Below are 17142 nucleotides of genomic sequence, written 5' to 3' on the forward strand. Positions count from 1 at the left end.
TGGAGAAGAAAAATGAAAATAACTGTAAACAGAAAAAAAGATTTTATACTCATTATCAGTGTATTACTTCTTGCCGTAGCGCTTTTGGGAATACAGAAAGCATATGGAAGCAGTGGGAATACAGTAACGGTCACGGTGAATCATAAAGTATATGGCACCTTTAGCCTCGATCAGGACAAGACCATACAGATTAAAAATGAATACGGAATGAATATAGTCCGGATTCAGAATCATGAAGTCTGGATGGAAGAGGCTGACTGTCCGGACGGCTACTGTATGGAGCAGGGACATATCAGCCATAGTCACCAGACTCTGGTCTGCCTGCCACACAAACTGGTCGTAGAAATATCGAATGATTCTGAAAATGAGACATCTGAGGAAATCGATATTGTATCAAATTAATCTTTCAACGAAATGGGGTGAAAAGAGAATGACAAGAAGTCAAAAAATATCTTACTGTGCAGTCTTTACAGCACTTGCGATGATATTCAGCTATGTTGAAGCGAGTTTGCCGATTAATTTCGGAGTGCCCGGAATGAAGCTGGGACTTGCGAATCTGGTGATCGTAGCGGGATTATATTATCTGAATGAAAAAGATGTATTAATTATTTCCGTGACCCGTATTTTACTGATGGGGCTGTTATTTGGAAATGGCATGTCCTTGATCTACAGTCTTACCGGTGGAATGCTCAGCTATCTGATTATGATATTAATGAAAGAGAAAACAAACTTATCTGTATTAGTGATAAGTATCAGTGGTGGAATTACACACAATATCGGCCAGTTAATAGCGGCTTCACTTGTAGTAAGTAATTTCCATATCTTTTATTACTTCCCGGCACTTCTGATTGCCGGAACCATTACAGGCTTATTGATTGGAATTGTATCTGAAAGAATATTGAAAATCCTGAAGCCTAATTTTTTGATTAATGGTTAGATGTTTCTAACTATTAATAAATTTTATCAATAACTAATTTTAAGGAGGAGACAATGAAGAAGAAAAATGTCGAAACCCAAGTAATTACTATTATGATGGCTGCTTCCATGGCAGCAAGTATCTGCCCTGCAGTACCTGCACTTGCTGTTACAAAGAATCAAGTGGCTGCAGACGGAACCTACACAAAAACAGCACACGTTACAAAAACAGAAGAGGATGTCGATGATAATTGGAATGAATATGATGTTGAGGTCACTTTATCTGTAGAAGATGGTAAGCTGAAAGATATTTCTGTATCACCGAAAACCGGATATGATTCTGGAAATGATTCATATTTCAACAAGGCTTATAACAAGTCGAAAGGAATTAAAACAAAATTAGCAGGCACAGACGCAACAGAAGATTCCATTAACAGCTGGGATACTGTATCTGGTGCAACCAGAACTTCTAAGGCAATTAAAGAAGCTGCGTTAGAAGCCATCCAGTCAGCTCCTGAGGCGAGCGTAGCAGTGACTGTGGACACAACATCCCTGGAAGCATTTATTAAAAGTGCCGAGGCATTAACTGAAAGTGACTATACAGCAGATTCCTGGAGTGCATTAAAAACAGCACTTGCATCTGCAAAAACAGCACTTTCTGAAAAGAAATCCCAGGATGCTGTGGATAAAGCTGCTTCTGATTTGAATACTGCGATTCAGGGACTGAAAAAAGCTGAAGTTACAACAGAAAGTTATGTTCTTATGAACATTCCCTATGCTGCATTTTATGAGTCAGACGGAGTAACAAGCGTTGATAGTGTATCTTCCGCAACATTAAACAAAACAAGAAATTCAAATCTTGCAGCTGGTTCTTATCACGTTGATCCGAATGGAAGCGACATTACAGGTATTACATTCCCGGTTAAAATCAGTAATCTGGAGGCTCTGAAAAATTATACTCAGATTACCGATAAAAGCTCTGTTTCTATTACTGTAACGAATAAAGGAAAGACAAGTACAACAGAGTATAAAGGAAAAGATGCTTTGTTTGAAAGTGCCTCCTATTCTTATTATATTTTATCTGAAGCCCCATCTTATTACAAAGAGGCAACTGTAAATGCAGATGGAACATTGTCATTTAGTGAAGTGAAAGGTGCTTCTAAGACAACACTGAATGATGTAAAGTCTGAATTCACTACAAATACAAAGTATGGAGATTATCAATTGAATTTCGATAATCTGCCAGATTCTATGAAAACAGTTTTTGGTGTTGTGATCAGCACAAAAGAAGGTGGAAACTATGGCCTTCGCCAGGTAGAAAATATCTGGAGAAACTCTGAACTTGCATGGAGTACTGGCTTTGTGACAACAACACATGGATGCACACTTTCCTATGAGCCGTACAAAGCTATGATGGGACAGACCATTAACAAAGTTACTTATTATACAGATGCCGGTATTTATGAACTTCCAATGGATCAGAAAGTGCCAGTAAAATTTGATGGTGAAGTTTCAGCTGCTGATGCTTCTATAGATGTGGAAAATATTCAGAGTTCTGTTACAGTTACGAATCTTCCAGAGGATTTTCAGGAGGAATATGAATTAACAGATTCAGACAAAACGGTTGTTGCTAAAGATTCTTATACTGTAAATGTGACAACTGATGCAAAAGGAAATGTTACAAGAACACTTGTTTTTAACAGTAAGCCTAAAAAGGGAAGATATACACTTACATTAAAAGATAAATCCGGAAAATATGCCGATATCTCTACTACATTTAATATGTATACAGAAGCTGTTCCGGTTCAGTATAATGAAAAGAACGATGCACCGGCATTAGAGAAAACAGATGCTGCATCCGATGAAGATTTTAAGACTTATCTGAAATCAATTAAGTCTGTAACTGTGAATGGAACGTCCTATGCAGCAAGTGGAAGAAGAGCTGTGAAACTAATTAATGAAGATGGTTCCTTAGACCTTACAAAAGATGCTTTCAAAGATAAAAAACCAGGAGATGCTTTTACAATCACCGTCGTAGAAGATGGATATAAAGCGTATACATTTACATATCAGGTACCAGTTACAGGCAGTGACTATACTTATGTGTATGCAGGTCTTAGCTGGTCTGAATACTGGGCATCCGAAGGCGTACTAGCTGCCGGAAGTACTGAATCTTCCGAAGAGCTGGATTCCCGTGGAGAAGCAGATAAGGGAGCTTTTGACGTTGTAACAAGAGCAACTACAAATCACGGACTGCATAGAGGAAGTTTCCAGTGTACAGCTGTGATTGAGACAAAAGATGGAACTACATATAATCTGGCATACTGGAAGGATAAAGACACCTTTGTAACAACAGACGGACAGGAAGTTGCATTTGCAAATGTGAAAGCAAACATAAAAGATTACAAAGTTACAGGGCTAAAATATGTTCCTGTAAAAGTAAAGACTTCTGATTATGAAGCTTTCAAAGAAAAATATACTATTGTAGAAAAAGATGGCACATTAGCCGGTGGATATGGTGAAGTAAATCTTAAGTCTTATACAGCAACCGCTGATGTGACAGAAAATACAAATGGTTTGAAAACTGCTACAAAAAATGCGGATGGAACATTCTCATTCAGCGAAAGAGCAAATGGAACCTATTCCGGATTAAAGGACATCCAGTTAAAAACTGCAACAGACCTTGAGCCGACAGTAAAAGAAGGAGATGGAAGCTTCGGAGAATTTCTTCGTGTTGATTTCAATGGAGATTATGGTGACCTTGGCGCTAATATGCAGGCAGTAAAATGGACTTATTATGGAGATGATGCAACTTACACTAATGCTAAAGCAAGCTATGGTACTAAATTTGCTGCTGATAACTGGATGCATAAATCCATGGGAATCCAGCTTGGTCTGACAGATTCCGTCCGCTGCCAGCTCCCGTCAGGAACAGATGGGACCGGTTACTGGAGTTTGACTATATACGCACTTGGATATGAAGACTACACTTATACATTCCAGGTAAGAGAAGAAAATATCGCACAGCCAAAAGCGGCTGATCAGAAAGATATTGATGCATTACAGGCAAAAGTAGACGAAGCGAAAGGATTGAATAAAGTAAATTATACAGCTGACAGCTGGAGTTCTATGGAGACGGAGCTGACAGAATCGGAAGAATTGTTGAAAAAAGATTCTTTATTAAGTGCGGAAGTTAAAACCCAGCTCCAGCATATGACAGATGCACTTGACAGACTTGTACAAAAAGAGGCTGATCTTACAAAATTAAATGAAGCAATCGGAAGAGCAGAAGGTTCCAATTACAATGAAGCAGATTATACAGCTGACAGCTGGAAAGCTTACACAGATGCATTAGCAGCTGCAAAAGCATTAACAACAAGTGAAAATACACTTCTTCAGTCCGATGTAGATGCTGCTATGGATAATCTGAACAAAGCTATCAATGCTCTTACGAAAGCTGAAACACCTGTTGACCCGAATGTAGTTTCTACAACTTCACTTGAAAAAGCAATCAAAGCAGCAGAAGACTTAAAAAAAGCTGACTATACAGCAGACAGTTGGAAAGAACTTCAGAATGCACTTAGTGCTGCAAAAGCTGCATTAAATGAGAAGAAGGATCAGGCAACTGTAGATGCTGCAACAGAAAATCTGAACAAAGCTATCAGTGCACTTGTAAAAGCAGGTTCTGCTAAGGAGAAAAAGACTCCGGCAGCACAGACATCTGAACTGAAGAATACTTCTGGAACTGATACGAAAAAAACAAGTGGAAAAGTTAAGACAGGAGATCCGGCATCTGTATTTGGCTGGCTGACACTGGCAGTATCTTCACTTGGAGCAGGTGGATTTGCACTGAAGAGAAGAAAAAGAAGAGATGATAAATAGTATGCATAGTGTTGCTGTTGACTAACATTTATTTCTCGATCTACAATAAGAAAAAAGCAAAGAAGGTGCGAGTATGCAGGCTTTGTCAACAGCAGCACCCGGTAAAGTATATACCATCAAATGGATGTTCGGCCTCCCCGAGGTTCTGGATATCATCCGTAACTGTCAGATTGAGGAGGGCAGTGAAATCCGAGTCTTTAAAAAGTTCAATGGTGGTCTGATTATCGGGAACAAACACAAAAGAATCGCAATTAGCGATGATGCAGCGGCAAGAATACAGGTTTAAAGTTGTATTTTATGATACTCTTAAAAAAGTATTTGTCGTAAGAAAAAAGAAGTATGTGAATCCATTTAAGGTGTTTCATGCTTCTTTTTCTTATATCTGAACAGCATTTTTATCATTTACATATGCAGATATCAAGGAAAAATCTAAATTATGATATCATATATTTTGAGGATAGCCGTATTACTTTTATTTGAATTTGTCAATAGTTTAACAATTATTTCTTGTATAAAATTACATACAAAACACATGAATTGTACTCTCTAAAATGCAATTTCTCAGTGAAATTGCACAAAATCAAGTACAAGAGCTTTTTGATTAATTGTACTCATTTAAATACTTGCAATCGAAAAAAACCGATGCTATACTGTGCCCGTAAAAAGAAATACATATTTAGGAAAAGGAGATGTAAAGATATGGCACAGTACGAACAGTGGGCAGGATTTAAAGGAAGAAACTGGACACATTCTGTAGATGTTAGAAGTTTTATCCAGGATAACTACACTCCATATGAAGGAGATGACTCTTTCCTGGAAGGACCAACTGAAGCAACCAACAAATTGTGGGGAAGACTTCAGGAGCTTCAGAAAGAAGAGCGTGCAAAAGGCGGCGTTCTTGATATGGAAACAGATGTAGTATCCGGACTGACAGCATATGGCCCAGGGTATATCGACGAGAGTATGAAAGACCTTGAGCAGGTTGTAGGTCTTCAGACAGACAAGCCTCTTAAGAGAGCATTCATGCCTTACGGTGGAATTAAGATGGCAGAGCAGGCTTGTACAACTTATGGATATGAGCCAAATCCAAAACTTCATGAAATCTTTACTAAATATCATAAAACACACAATCAGGGAGTTTTCGATATCTATACACCAGAGATGAAAAAAGCTCGTCATAACAAAATCATTACAGGACTTCCAGATACTTACGGACGTGGACGTATCGTTGGTGATTATCGTCGTGTAGCTCTGTATGGAATTGATTTTCTCCTTGAGAAAAAACAGTATGATTTTGAGCGTTACGCAAGACACGGCATGAAAGGTACAGACTTCCGTCTTCGTGAAGAGCTTGCTGATCAGATGAGAGCACTTCGTGATATGAAAGAAATGGCTGCTGCTTACGGTTATGACATTTCACAGCCTGCAAAAGATGCAAAAGAGGCTGTACAGTGGTTATACTTTGGTTATCTTGCAGCAATCAAGACTCAGAACGGTGCTGCTATGAGTGTTGGACGTGTGTCTACTTTCCTTGATATATATATTGATCGTGATATTAAAAACGGTAAGCTTACAGAGAAAGATGCTCAGGAATTGATTGATCATCTTGTAATGAAGTTCCGTATGGTTAAATTCGCAAGGATTCCTTCTTACAACGAACTGTTCTCAGGAGATCCGACATGGGCAACTCTGGAAGTAGCCGGACTTGGACAAGATGGACGTTCTATGGTAACAAAGAATGATTATCGTTTCCTCCATACATTAAAGAACATGGGTCCTTCTCCAGAGCCGAACTTAACAGTTCTTTATTCTTCAAGACTGCCAGAGAACTTCAAGAAATTTGCTGCTCGCATTTCTGTTGAGACAAGTTCTATCCAGTATGAAAATGACGATGTTATGCGTCCGGTATGGGGTGATGACTACAGCATTTGCTGCTGCGTATCTGCCACAGAGACTGGTAAAGAGATGCAGTTCTTCGGAGCTCGTGCAAATCTTGCAAAATGCTTAATGTACGCAATCAACGGTGGTGTTGATGAGAAGACAAAAGCACAGGTTGGACCAAACTATCAGCCAATCACATCTGAGTACCTTGACATCGATGAAGTACTTGCTAAATATGACGAGATGATGGAGTGGTTGTCCAAGTTGTATGTTGATACACTGAACATGATCCACTACATGCATGATAAATATTACTATGAAGCAGCGCAGATGTCCCTCATCGATACAGATGTAAAACGTTCATTCGCTACAGGTATCGCAGGATTCTCACATGTAGTAGATTCCTTAAGCGCTATCAAATACACAAAGGTTAAACCAATCCGTGACGAGGACGGAATTGCCGTTGACTTTGAAATTGAGGGAGACTTCCCAAGATATGGTAATGATGATGACCGTGCAGATGACATTGCAATCTGGCTTCTGAAGAAATTTATGCACAAATTAAGCAAATGCCATACTTACAGAGAGTCTACACCGACAACATCTATCCTTACAATTACATCAAACGTTGTATATGGTAAGGCTACAGGATCTCTTCCAGATGGAAGAAAAGCAGGAGAGCCATTATCTCCAGGAGCTAACCCATCATACGGTGCAGAAAAAGCAGGACTCCTTGCTTCCTTGAATTCTGTTGCTAAGCTTCCATATGAACTTGCATTAGATGGAATTTCTAATACACAGACAATCAGCCCAGGAGCACTTGGACACAATGATGAAGAGAGAAGTGTAAATCTTGCACACGTATTAGATGGATACTTTGATCAGGGAGCTCATCATCTGAATGTCAATGTATTTGGCACAGAGAAACTGATCGATGCTATGGAGCATCCAGAGAAACCAGAGTACGCAAACTTTACAATCCGTGTATCTGGATACGCTGTAAAATTTATCGACCTGACTCGCGAGCAGCAGTTAGATGTAATTTCCAGAACATGCCATAAAGAAATGTAATTTTCACACATATAAGACCTCGTGTTTGACAATGCTCTTCGCGGGGTCTTATAATTAATTATGTAAATTTTCAAAATAATAAACCATTATTGAAAATACATTTTTAAAAATATATAGATAGGAGATTGTTATTATGGAAGGATACATTCATTCCACAGAAAGTTTTGGTTCTGTAGATGGACCAGGAGTTCGCTTTGTCATTTTTACTGCAGGATGTCCCATGCGTTGTCAGTTCTGTCATAACCCGGATACATGGAATATGAAAGCGGGTACACTGACTTCTACGGATGACCTGATCAAAAAAGCCCTCAGATATCGTTCTTACTGGGGGGATGAAGGTGGCATTACTGTCAGTGGTGGTGAACCGCTTCTTCAAATTGATTTTCTGACTGAACTTTTTAAAAAAGCAAAGGAAAATGGAATTCATACAACACTAGATACAAGTGGTAATCCTTTCACAAGAGAAGAACCTTTCTTTAGCAAATTTAATGAATTAATGCAATATACAGATCTCATTTTGCTTGACATCAAACACATTGATGAAAAGGAGCATATACGTCTGACAGGGCATACGAATAAAAACATCTTAGATCTGGCAACTTATCTGTCTGATATGAAGAAGCCTGTCTGGATCAGACATGTTCTTGTTCCTAAGCGCAGCGACAAAGATGAATATCTGGACAGACTGCATGAATTCATTCTGACTCTTCATAATGTAGAACGCGTAGAAGTTCTACCATATCATACACTTGGTGCATACAAATGGAAAGAACTTGGTATGGAGTATCCATTAGAAGGAATTGATCCTCCGACTGCTGAGCGTGTAGAGAATGCCAGAAAACGTCTTGGAGCATTTTAAATAATACCAATTTATAATTTGATAAAAGAAACATATAGCTTATGATATTTTAAAGCTGTGTGTTTCTTTTTTACTTCAGTAATGAAAGACATACCTTCATTCATACATTATTACAAACGATATTTTCATAAACTGAAAAATGGAGTTTTATGAGTATAGATTTGGAAAATAGCAAAAGAAAAGCTGCCAAAGCATCCAAATTTCCAGAAGATGTTGTTCTTGGAATGCCTAATGTTGAAATTCTGGGACATTCTGAAATGCGAATTGAAAATTATCGGGGACTGATTGAATATACAGATCAACTCGTTAGAGTTCAGACAAAAATCGGTCAGATACGAATTACCGGAAATCACCTTCAAGTTGATTCTTATACAAATGATGATATGAAAATTACGGGGAAAATTCAGAATATTGAATATCAGACATAAGGTGGAGGATTCATTCATTGCTTTTAAAAATATATCAATATATTCGCGGATATGTAAGAATCCGGATTACCGGTCATCGTATGGAACGTTTTATTAACGCATGCAATTACCGAAAAATAAAAATCTGGGATTTATCAGCCAGCGATGGCTCTTACGAAATGAATCTATGGGTAAAAGATTTCAAAAAGCTGCGTCACATTTCTCATAAAACTTCCACAAAAATTACGATTGTAAAAAAATATGGACTTCCTTTTTATCTGTTTGACCATCGAAGACGCAAGCTTTTCTTTGCTGGCATATTTGCTGCCACCGTTTTGCTATTGATAATGTCTGGTTATATCTGGGATATTGAAATCCTTGGCACACATACACAGACCGAAGAAGTCATAAGAACATTTCTAAAGGAGAATCATGTGAATACCGGCATACGGCGCGGAAACATTGATTGCGACCGTATTGTAAAAGATATTCGGAAAGGATTTGACGACATCATCTGGGTATCTGCATCTATAGAGGGAACCAGACTGATCATTCAAATCAAAGAAAACGAAGATGCTAAAATAGATAATAAAACAGATATAAAAGAGGATATATATCCAAATTCTGATGCTGGGACGGACCTTGTTTCAGATTGCACAGGGACTATTGTACGCATTATCACTCGAAAAGGTATTCCTATGGTGCGGGAGGGAACATCTGTAAATCCAGGTGATATTCTTGTTTCCGGTCAGATTCCTATTCTTAATGATGCAAAAGAGATCACAGGATATGAGTCCTGTCATTCAGATGCTGATATTTTCATCCAGACTCAGATTCATTACGAGAATACTTTGCCCAGAAAATACGTAAAAAAAACAAGTGTAAAGTTCCCCCGTTTGTTCTATCTGTATTTTCGCATTGGTAAATATCGTCTGTCACCATTTTTCATCTGGTCTCCGTATGAACATTATTCAAAAAGCACAATGGAGTCACGGCTGAAACTTCTAGATCATTTTTATCTGCCGGTATATATCGGCGTTGTAGGTCTGACCCCTTATAAACCTGTTATGAAAAAATATACAGATCAACAGCTTCAAGACAAATTGAACAGATATTTCTTAAGATATTGTGAAGATTTAGATAAAAAGGGGGTAGAAATTATTCAGAATGATGTTAAAATAGACACAGGGTCAAAAGAGGGAGCTATATCTGGTACACTGACCATCATCTGCAATACCGGACAGTCCCGACAATCTGAGATTCCGCAGCTTCCGAATGATCCGGAAGAACAAATTGAACAATTAGGAGAATAAGATATATGGGAATTATGGAAACTGTTCTTGAAATCCCGGCTGAGCATGAAGCAAATGTATTCGGTCAATTTGATGCTTTTGCAAAAAAGATTGAGCGCTCCCTTCATGTGACACTGATTTCCAGAGATGGTGTTGTCAAGATCATGGGGGACAGCAATGCTGTAGAGCGCGCAAGAAATGTACTCTCACAGCTTCTTGAATTATCCCGTCGAGGTAACACGATTTCAGAACAAAATGTGAATTATACGCTGGCACTTGTCATGGAAGACAGTGAAGATAATGTCTTGGAAATTGATAAAGATATTATCTGTCACACCTTACAGGGGAAGCCGATAAAACCAAAGACACTTGGGCAAAAACAGTATGTAGATGAAATTCGGGAAAAAATGATTGTCTTTGGACTAGGTCCTGCCGGGACAGGAAAGACATACCTGGCCATGGCTATGGCAATCACTGCATTTAAAAATAATGAAGTTGGAAGAATCATTCTGACAAGGCCTGCCATTGAGGCGGGAGAAAAGCTTGGATTTCTTCCGGGAGATCTGCAAAGCAAGATCGATCCTTATCTGCGTCCGCTTTATGATGCTCTTTATCAGATTATGGGAGCAGAAAGCTTTTTAAAAAATTCTGAAAAAGGGCTGATTGAAGTTGCACCACTTGCATACATGCGTGGACGTACATTAGACAATGCATTTATCATTCTGGACGAGGCTCAGAATACAACTCCGGCGCAGATGAAGATGTTTTTAACAAGAATTGGATTTGGCTCAAAAGTTGTAATTACCGGTGATGAGACACAAAAGGATTTGCCAGGTGGTCAGACTTCCGGACTTGATGTAGCTGTCCGTGTTGTCGGCAAGATCAATGACATTGGAGTATGCCGTCTTACAAGCAAAGATGTTGTCCGCCATCCGCTTGTCCAGAAAATTGTAAAAGCTTACGAAGAGTACGAGACAAAGACACAGAACAAATCAAGAAATCGCAGCCGAGAGAAAAGGAGAAAATCATGACATTATTTTATGAAGAAGAAGGAGCATTAAAGCTCCCTTTTGATTGCCAGGCGCTTGCCCGTGAAGTCATAAATGGCGCATTGGAATATATTCATTGTCCATATGAAGTTCAGGTCAATCTCTTACTCACTATGAACGATGAGATTCATGAGATGAACCTGGATTTCCGTAACATTGATCGTGCAACAGATGTACTTTCTTTCCCGATGCTGGAATATGAAACTCCGGGAGACTTCTCTCATTTTGAAAGTGAAGAAGACTGCTTCGATCCGGAGACAGGTGAGCTTCTGCTTGGAGATATTGTGATTTCCAAAGAAAAAGTTATCGCACAGGCTGAAGAATACGGTCATTCCGTCAAACGTGAATACGCTTTCCTGATTGCACACTCGGTCCTTCATCTTTCCGGTTATGATCATATGGAAGAAGAGGAACGTATTGAAATGGAGACTCTTCAGCGTGAAATTTTAAATGAGCTAAATATATTACGTTAACATGGAGTAAATTATGAGTAAAAACAAAAGTGAAACCGGGAAGAACTTTCTCGTTCAGGGTTCCATTCTGGCTATAGCCGGAGTCATAACTAAAATTATCGGAGCAGTGTACCGAATTCCCCTCGTAAATATACTGGGTGATAAAGGTATGGGCTACTACGGAGTCGCATTTCAGATTTACGCGATCGCACTTACACTGACTTCTTACAGTCTGCCCCTTGCAGTATCCAAGCTTGTCTCTGCAAGACTTGCAACAGGACAATATAAAAATGCATATCGCGTCTTTCGGGGTGCCATGACATTTGCAATTGCAGCAGGCGGTATCGTCGGTGCCATCATATTCTTTGGCGCTGATTTTATCGCATCGAATCTGATGGCAATGAAAATGAGTGCGTTAGCTTTGCGAGTACTGGCTCCGTGCATTCTGATCGTGGCAATTCTTGGGGTATTCCGTGGATTTTTCCAGGGAAATGGATCCATGGTTCCGACGGCTGTTTCCCAGATCATCGAACAGATTGTCAATGCAGTTGTCAGCGTAGTCGGTGCTTACATGCTCCTTAAGGTTGGTAAAGAAGTTGCTGCCCAGAAAAATAACGATTCTTATGGTGCGGCTTATGCAGCATCTGGCGGTACACTAGGTACAGTGATGGGAGCACTTGCTGCGTTATTATTTTTATTTTTCTTATTTTTAGCTTTCCGGAAGAAATTCCGCCGTCAGATGGAGCGTGATCGTAGAAATAAAACTGAAAGTTATAAGAGAGTTTTTAAAGTGCTTCTGTTAACGATTGCACCTGTTATTTTAAGTGCAACGGTCTACAATCTTTGTGGTGTTGTAGATAATGCTATGTTTGGGACAATTATGTCTATTCAGGGGCATAAAGAAAGCGAATATGCCGCCCTTCTTGGTATTGTAACCGGAAAATACGATACACTGATGAATGTGCCTCTTGCGATTTCCAGTGCCTTTGGATCTTCCTTGATTCCAAGCATTGTTCTTACTGCAAAGACCGGAAACCGTAGACAGGTTCATGAAAAGATTGATATTTTTACGCGTTTTAATATGATTATTGCGATTCCATGTGCAGCCGGATTTATCGTACTGGCAAAACCACTTCTGGATTTATTATTCTTTACGGAGAATAATACTCTTGGCGGTGTATTATTACAGATGGGAGCAATCTCTGTTGTATTTTACAATCTTTCTACTGTAACGAATGCAGTGCTTCAGGGACTCGATAATATGATGGTACCGGTAAAGAGTGCCGCCATCTCTCTTGTTATACATATCATCTCCCTGTTCCTTATGATGGTTGTTTTCAAATGGGGCATTTATGCAGTTGTTTTGAGCAAGATTGTTTTTTCTCTTTCTACCTGTATTTTAAATGCACACGCATTGAGAGAACGAATCGGATATGTTCAGGAGCAGAAGAAAACATTTGTCATACCGGCAATTGCATCGATCATTATGGGGATCGTTACACTTGTTGTACATTTGTTATTTGAATTGTTCGTAGGAACAAGAATTGCAACTGTCATTGCATTGTGTGTTGCTGTTGCAGTTTACGGCGTTGCGCTTGTACTTCTTGGAGGTGTAACAGAAAAAGAGCTATCTTCCATGCCAAAGGGACCAATGTTAGTCAAAATATGCAAGAAAGCTCATTTATTCCGTTCCTAGGCTGTTCTTAATGCTGCATGACACGGATCATGAATAGAAGTAAATAATAAAGTCAATACTGTACTTAAAAAGGAGATATTTCCATGAAAAGTAAGTACAGTATTGGCTTTTTAAGTTGTTGTGCATGCCTGATCATTGCCATGACATTTGCATATCAGTTCAGTTATCAAAAAGCAAAGGCGAGAGCTGAAAAACTAAAAATAGAAGAGCAGCAGACCATGGAAAATGAAGATTCATCTTCTGTCACGACCGGCAGCAAGGCTTCCAAAAATGACTGCTATTATCTGATGGAAGTGAACGGATACATTGTTGTGTATTTCAGCGATAAGAAAACACCTTATGAGTATACAGACATTCATTATGATGAACTTCCAGAACTTTTAAGACAGGAAATCAGAAATGGAAAGTACATTGAAAGTACCGCTGAGCTTTATGGCTTTCTCGAAAATTATTCCAGTTAATGTATACAACAGAAATATCGTAAATATACAACGAATGTACAAATGTATCGTTGATTTTTCTGTAGACTTCTTGTTCCGGATAGTGTAAGATAAATAGATGACGTCTTTATTAAGAAAGGAACGAAAGCACATGGACGAAAGCAAAATTGCCCGTATTAATGAACTCTATCACAAATCCAAAGAGGTCGGATTAAGCGATGCAGAATTAAAAGAACAGCTTATCTTAAGAAAAGAATATATTGACAGCGTCCGCCGTAATCTTAGGGGACAGCTTGACAACATTTCTGTCAAAGAGGCAGATGGAAGTATTACGAATCTAGGTGAAAAATATGGAAACAAAAAAGTCCATTAGGCAGATTATCCGTAAGCAACGCAAAGAACTGGATCCTATGATCTGGCAGTCACAGACGGCTGAAATCTGTCGCAAGACATGCGAACTGGATATATTCCGGGAAGCAACAGATATTTATTGTTATATAGATTTTGGAGGGGAAGTGGGGACTCGGCCACTTATGCTGGAAGCCTGGAAACTCGGAAAAACTGTCTGGGTTCCGAAAGTTCACGGCGAAACAATGGATTTTTATGAAATTACTTCTTTTGATGAATTAAAACCTGGTGCTTATGGTATTCTCGAGCCCGATGCCGGAATACCTGCATCGGCAGACGACGGACTTATGATCATGCCAGGAGTTGCCTTTGATACAAACCGCAATCGTGTCGGCTATGGAGGCGGTTATTATGACCGATATCTGGAGTCACATCCTCAGCTTCATACACTGGCACTGGCTTTTGATATGCAAGTCTTATTTGAAGTCCCGGCAGAGGAACAAGATATTAAGCCACAGCTTCTTGTGACAGAAACAAACATTTATCAGGAAGGATAATATTATATATGGAATTACCAAAAGATCCAGTCATGCTTCTTAGCGTGATCAATACAGAACTCAGAGATAAATATCCATCGCTGGACGCACTATGCGAAGACCGCGAAATCACGAAAACATCTATTACAGATACGTTGAAAGGGATTGATTATGAATACGATAACATCAGGAATCAATTTGTCTGATCCTGCACCGCATAAGGAACCGGAAAGACAATATTATTTCATAGAAAAAGCGAAAGAATACGTAAGAAAAGAAGCAGAAGAAGCAGGAAGGCCGATGACTTTCTGCGTCACAACCTTTGGGTGTCAGATGAATGCGCGCGATTCGGAAAAATTACGTGGAATTCTACTTGAAATAGGCTACGAAGAAGCGGCGGAAGAAGAGGCAGATTTTGTAATCTTTAATACATGTACCGTCCGGGAAAATGCGAATACAAGAGTTTACGGACGCCTTGGTCAGTTAAAGTCACATAAAAAGAAAAATCCACATATGAAGATTGCCCTGTGCGGCTGTATGATGCAGGAACCTGAAGTTGTAGAAAAGCTTCGTACAAGCTATCGCTTCGTAGATCTTATTTTCGGCACCCATAACATTTATAAATTTGCGGAACTAATTACTGCAGTTTACGAAAGTGGCCGCATGGTCATTGATATCTGGAAAGATACTGATAAGATTGTCGAAGATCTTCCAAACGACAGGAAATATTCCTTTAAATCCGGAGTCAACATTATGTTTGGCTGCAATAATTTCTGTAGTTACTGTATCGTGCCATATGTAAGAGGACGTGAGAGAAGCCGCAAACCAGAAGCAATTGTACGGGAAATCGAACGTCTTGTAGCTGATGGTGTCACAGAAGTTATGCTTCTTGGACAAAATGTAAATTCTTACGGAAAGAACTTGGAAGAACCGTTGTCCTTTGCAGAACTACTACAAAAAATCGAGCAAATTGAGGGACTTCATCGAATCCGCTTTATGACTTCCCACCCAAAAGATCTTTCTGATGAATTGATCGAAGTGATGGGTAAGAGTGAAAAAATCTGTAAACACCTTCATCTTCCCGTACAATCCGGCAGCAGTCGTATTTTAAAGAAGATGAACCGCCATTATACAAAAGAACAGTATCTGGAACTGGTAGATAAAATCCGTGCCGCTGTGCCGGATATCTCTCTGACAACAGATATTATTGTCGGATTTCCTGGTGAGACAGAAGAGGACTTCCTGGAAACTTTAGATATCGTAAGAAAAGTGCGATACGACAGTGCGTTTACATTTATCTACTCCAAGAGAACCGGAACGCCTGCTGCCACAATGGAAGATCAGGTTCCGGAGGATGTTGTAAAAGATCGTTTTGACCGTCTCCTGAAAGAGGTTCAGACAATTGCAGCAGAGGTATGTGCTGTACACGAAGGAACCATTCAGGAAGTGCTGGTTGAATCTGTCAGTGACCATGATGATCATATGGTGACCGGACGACTCAGCAATAACATTCTTGTTCATTTCCAGGGAGATGCATCTATGATCGGCGATTATGTCAATGTGAAGCTGGATCAATGTAAAGGCTTCTATTATATTGGAGAACAGGTATAGAAAAATATACCAGTGATGCTATTGATAAAACGAGTAGAAAACGCTCACACTATTTTGTAAGAACAGATAGTGAGGGCGTTTTTATATGAAGAATAGCTTATCAAAGAAAAACATTTATTTAAAAAATATAAGTGAATATCTTGTACTATGGGCTGTCGGAGGATGCATTTATTATGGGATTGAAGTCTTATTTCGCGGTTTTTCACATATAAGTATGTTCATGCTTGGCGGACTGTGCATGCAGTTTTTTACATGGCAGGGGCGGCTGACAAATTGGCAGGACACTCTGCCAAGACAAATTACACGTTGTACGATCTTTGTTGTGAGTATGGAATTTATCACTGGAATTATCGTAAACAAATGGTATCACCTGGCAGTTTGGGATTATTCGGATATGCCATTGCAGTTATGGGGGCAGATTTGCCTTCCCTTTGCGCTTATTTTTTCTTTTTTATGTACTATGGGTATCCTTCTGTCCGGATATCTGCTCCATTGGTTCTATAAAGAACCAATGCCACATTACCGCATTTGGTAGTATTACATCATCCGTTTTGATATTTGATAAACATGTGGCAGGTAGTGATAACTAATTTTTTCCTGTTTGTCTAAAATTTCGACTTTCATGAAACAGGATGAGATGTTATAATATAAAGATGCCGAAGTTTCGAGATTGCCAATGGCATTCCTGAATTCACAAGTATTA

Annotated in this window: 17 protein-coding genes; all 17 read left to right on the forward strand. The window is 39.2% G+C overall.

Translation table 11 applies throughout. The features are described 5' to 3' along the window. The first annotated feature begins 12 nt into the window (after positions 1–12). The 17 genes from G593_RS0101255 to G593_RS0101335 all read left to right on the forward strand — a co-directional run bounded on the left by G593_RS0101255 (position 13) and on the right by G593_RS0101335 (position 16974). Positions 13–402: a NusG domain II-containing protein gene (locus G593_RS0101255; protein ID WP_005336440.1), complete on the forward strand. Its 390-nt coding sequence runs from the start codon at positions 13–15 to the stop codon at positions 400–402. 28 nt (positions 403–430) lie between these two features. Next, a complete protein-coding gene (locus tag G593_RS0101260; protein ID WP_044993880.1) occupies positions 431–937 on the forward strand; it encodes a Gx transporter family protein in 507 nt (168 codons plus the stop codon). A 53-nt stretch (positions 938–990) separates the two neighbouring features. Further along, complete coding sequence (locus G593_RS0101265) at positions 991–4797, forward strand: penicillin-binding Tp47 domain C-containing protein (protein WP_029730475.1); 3807 nt, start codon at positions 991–993, stop codon at positions 4795–4797. 73 nt (positions 4798–4870) lie between these two features. Beyond that, positions 4871–5083, forward strand: coding sequence for a FeoA domain-containing protein (locus G593_RS0101270; RefSeq protein ID WP_005336435.1), 213 nt, complete (start codon positions 4871–4873; stop codon positions 5081–5083). Between the two features lie 413 nt (positions 5084–5496). Then, the gene (gene pflB, locus G593_RS0101275) at positions 5497–7749 is read left to right on the forward strand and encodes a formate C-acetyltransferase (protein WP_029730476.1); all 2253 of its coding nucleotides are present in this window, start codon (positions 5497–5499) and stop codon (positions 7747–7749) included. Positions 7750–7882: 133 nt separating this feature from the next. Continuing rightward, the gene (gene pflA / locus G593_RS0101280) at positions 7883–8608 is read left to right on the forward strand and encodes a pyruvate formate-lyase-activating protein (RefSeq protein WP_005336431.1); all 726 of its coding nucleotides are present in this window, start codon (positions 7883–7885) and stop codon (positions 8606–8608) included. Positions 8609–8757: 149 nt separating this feature from the next. Further along, positions 8758–9036 carry a YabP/YqfC family sporulation protein gene (locus G593_RS0101285; protein ID WP_005336429.1) on the forward strand — a complete coding sequence of 93 codons (279 nt, stop codon included), beginning with the start codon at positions 8758–8760 and terminating at the stop codon, positions 9034–9036. Positions 9037–9053: 17 nt separating this feature from the next. Continuing rightward, positions 9054–10328 (forward strand): sporulation protein YqfD, encoded by a 1275-nt coding sequence (locus G593_RS0101290; RefSeq protein WP_022278504.1) that lies wholly within the window; start codon positions 9054–9056, stop codon positions 10326–10328. A gap of 5 nt (positions 10329–10333) precedes the next feature. Beyond that, positions 10334–11338 (forward strand): PhoH family protein, encoded by a 1005-nt coding sequence (locus tag G593_RS0101295; RefSeq protein WP_005336426.1) that lies wholly within the window; start codon positions 10334–10336, stop codon positions 11336–11338. Next, positions 11335–11829, forward strand: a complete 495-nt coding sequence (ybeY, locus tag G593_RS0101300) for an rRNA maturation RNase YbeY (RefSeq protein WP_022278503.1) — start codon at positions 11335–11337, stop codon at positions 11827–11829. Before G593_RS0101295 ends, ybeY begins: the two co-directional genes overlap by 4 nt. A 13-nt stretch (positions 11830–11842) precedes the next feature. Further along, positions 11843–13504, forward strand: coding sequence for a putative polysaccharide biosynthesis protein (locus G593_RS0101305; RefSeq protein WP_022278502.1), 1662 nt, complete (start codon positions 11843–11845; stop codon positions 13502–13504). A gap of 83 nt (positions 13505–13587) precedes the next feature. Beyond that, positions 13588–13965 carry a hypothetical protein gene (locus tag G593_RS0101310; protein WP_005332679.1) on the forward strand — a complete coding sequence of 126 codons (378 nt, stop codon included), beginning with the start codon at positions 13588–13590 and terminating at the stop codon, positions 13963–13965. Positions 13966–14095: 130 nt separating this feature from the next. Further along, positions 14096–14317 carry a DUF896 domain-containing protein gene (locus tag G593_RS0101315; RefSeq protein ID WP_005336417.1) on the forward strand — a complete coding sequence of 74 codons (222 nt, stop codon included), beginning with the start codon at positions 14096–14098 and terminating at the stop codon, positions 14315–14317. Next, a complete protein-coding gene (locus tag G593_RS0101320; protein ID WP_005336416.1) occupies positions 14295–14849 on the forward strand; it encodes a 5-formyltetrahydrofolate cyclo-ligase in 555 nt (184 codons plus the stop codon). The genes G593_RS0101315 and G593_RS0101320 overlap by 23 nt, the downstream gene beginning before the upstream one ends. A gap of 8 nt (positions 14850–14857) precedes the next feature. Then, the gene (locus G593_RS19190) at positions 14858–15034 is read left to right on the forward strand and encodes a DUF4250 domain-containing protein (protein WP_005332682.1); all 177 of its coding nucleotides are present in this window, start codon (positions 14858–14860) and stop codon (positions 15032–15034) included. Beyond that, entirely contained in the window at positions 15000–16439 is a 1440-nt protein-coding gene (miaB, locus tag G593_RS0101330; RefSeq protein ID WP_029730477.1) for a tRNA (N6-isopentenyl adenosine(37)-C2)-methylthiotransferase MiaB, read from the forward strand. The genes G593_RS19190 and miaB overlap by 35 nt, the downstream gene beginning before the upstream one ends. A gap of 85 nt (positions 16440–16524) precedes the next feature. Then, a complete protein-coding gene (locus G593_RS0101335; protein WP_005336413.1) occupies positions 16525–16974 on the forward strand; it encodes a putative ABC transporter permease in 450 nt (149 codons plus the stop codon). Positions 16975–17142: the final 168 nt, after the last annotated feature.

Origin of the sequence: Dorea sp. AGR2135, assembly GCF_000420885.1 — a bacterium.
GTDB lineage: Bacteria > Bacillota > Clostridia > Lachnospirales > Lachnospiraceae > Dorea > Dorea formicigenerans.

Excerpts from the sequence above, each read along its gene's own strand:
- G593_RS19190 (WP_005332682.1), top strand. The coding sequence starts at position 14,858 with ATGGAATTACCAAAAGATCCAGTCATGCTTCTTAGCGTGATCAATACA.
- G593_RS0101320 (WP_005336416.1), top strand. The coding sequence starts at position 14,295 with ATGGAAACAAAAAAGTCCATTAGGCAGATTATCCGTAAGCAACGCAAA.
- G593_RS0101295 (WP_005336426.1), top strand. The coding sequence starts at position 10,334 with ATGGGAATTATGGAAACTGTTCTTGAAATCCCGGCTGAGCATGAAGCA.
- G593_RS0101260 (WP_044993880.1), top strand. The coding sequence starts at position 431 with ATGACAAGAAGTCAAAAAATATCTTACTGTGCAGTCTTTACAGCACTT.
- pflA (WP_005336431.1), top strand. The coding sequence starts at position 7,883 with ATGGAAGGATACATTCATTCCACAGAAAGTTTTGGTTCTGTAGATGGA.
- G593_RS0101265 (WP_029730475.1), top strand. The coding sequence starts at position 991 with ATGAAGAAGAAAAATGTCGAAACCCAAGTAATTACTATTATGATGGCT.
- G593_RS0101310 (WP_005332679.1), top strand. The coding sequence starts at position 13,588 with ATGAAAAGTAAGTACAGTATTGGCTTTTTAAGTTGTTGTGCATGCCTG.
- G593_RS0101305 (WP_022278502.1), top strand. The coding sequence starts at position 11,843 with ATGAGTAAAAACAAAAGTGAAACCGGGAAGAACTTTCTCGTTCAGGGT.
- G593_RS0101285 (WP_005336429.1), top strand. The coding sequence starts at position 8,758 with ATGAGTATAGATTTGGAAAATAGCAAAAGAAAAGCTGCCAAAGCATCC.
- G593_RS0101270 (WP_005336435.1), top strand. The coding sequence starts at position 4,871 with ATGCAGGCTTTGTCAACAGCAGCACCCGGTAAAGTATATACCATCAAA.
- G593_RS0101255 (WP_005336440.1), top strand. The coding sequence starts at position 13 with ATGAAAATAACTGTAAACAGAAAAAAAGATTTTATACTCATTATCAGT.
- G593_RS0101335 (WP_005336413.1), top strand. The coding sequence starts at position 16,525 with ATGAAGAATAGCTTATCAAAGAAAAACATTTATTTAAAAAATATAAGT.
- pflB (WP_029730476.1), top strand. The coding sequence starts at position 5,497 with ATGGCACAGTACGAACAGTGGGCAGGATTTAAAGGAAGAAACTGGACA.
- G593_RS0101315 (WP_005336417.1), top strand. The coding sequence starts at position 14,096 with ATGGACGAAAGCAAAATTGCCCGTATTAATGAACTCTATCACAAATCC.
- ybeY (WP_022278503.1), top strand. The coding sequence starts at position 11,335 with ATGACATTATTTTATGAAGAAGAAGGAGCATTAAAGCTCCCTTTTGAT.
- miaB (WP_029730477.1), top strand. The coding sequence starts at position 15,000 with ATGAATACGATAACATCAGGAATCAATTTGTCTGATCCTGCACCGCAT.